At 32.6% G+C, this 819-nt stretch carries 1 pseudogene; it reads right to left on the bottom strand.

Going from position 1 to position 819, the window contains the following annotated elements:
- Window positions 1-172 precede the first annotated feature (172 nt).
- Window positions 173-819 (bottom strand): annotated as a pseudogene (locus tag NE054_RS08440) (excinuclease ABC subunit UvrA); the annotation flags it as partial.

Raw genomic sequence — 819 nt, 5'->3', positions numbered from 1 at the left:
AAGGTTAACGATTACAAGTCCATCTGATAGTTTTAAAGCTTGCTCTACCGAGTCATTAACTCTTGTTCTTATCCCTTTCTCCTATCGTTAGAGGACAAAAGGGAGAACATAAAGAAACCTTAGAAAGAATAAAAAGAATGGGTTATCCAAGAGTAAGGATAGATGGAGAGATTTACCTTTCAAACTCATTAAAAAAGTTGTAAGCTTGATTTATATCCATCTGGGTTATCTGATAGATATTTTTTCCACCAACTAAAACAGTTAGAGCTTCTTTTTTTAGTCTTGACCCTTTACACTCAGGACATTTTATCTCTTTGATGTATTTGCCTATCTCTTCTCTGTACTTTTCTACATCTGTTTCTAAGTATTTTTTCTCCAAATGTGGTATTATTCCTTCAAAGTATTCATTGCCGTAAAGTAACCCTTGTTTTACATAAGCCGGAATATCTTTAAACTTTTTGTACCTTCCTACTTTATAAAAATCAAGAATTTCTCCTACCATTGCTTTTATGTATTTAAAAGAAAGACTATCTGATATTCTAAAAGCCTCTATTGCAGACCTGTTTTCATCTATAAGTAAATTTTCATCTATTTTATGTATAACTCCAAGACCTTTACATACACCACATGCTCCATAAGGACTGTTAAAAGAAAATAACCTTGGTGATATTTCGGAAATTGAGAAGTTATGGATGGGGCATGCAAACTTTTCACTGTATATCAAATCTTTTCCTTCTTCAAAAAGGTTAACGATTACAAGTCCATCTGATAGTTTTAAAGCTTGCTCTACCGAGTCATTAACTCTTGTTCTTATCCCTT

The organism is Sulfurihydrogenibium sp., assembly GCF_027448985.1.
GTDB lineage: Bacteria > Aquificota > Aquificia > Aquificales > Hydrogenothermaceae > Sulfurihydrogenibium.
Note: the sequence above shows the minus strand (reverse complement) of the source record. Positions and strands in the feature narration are given on the sequence as shown.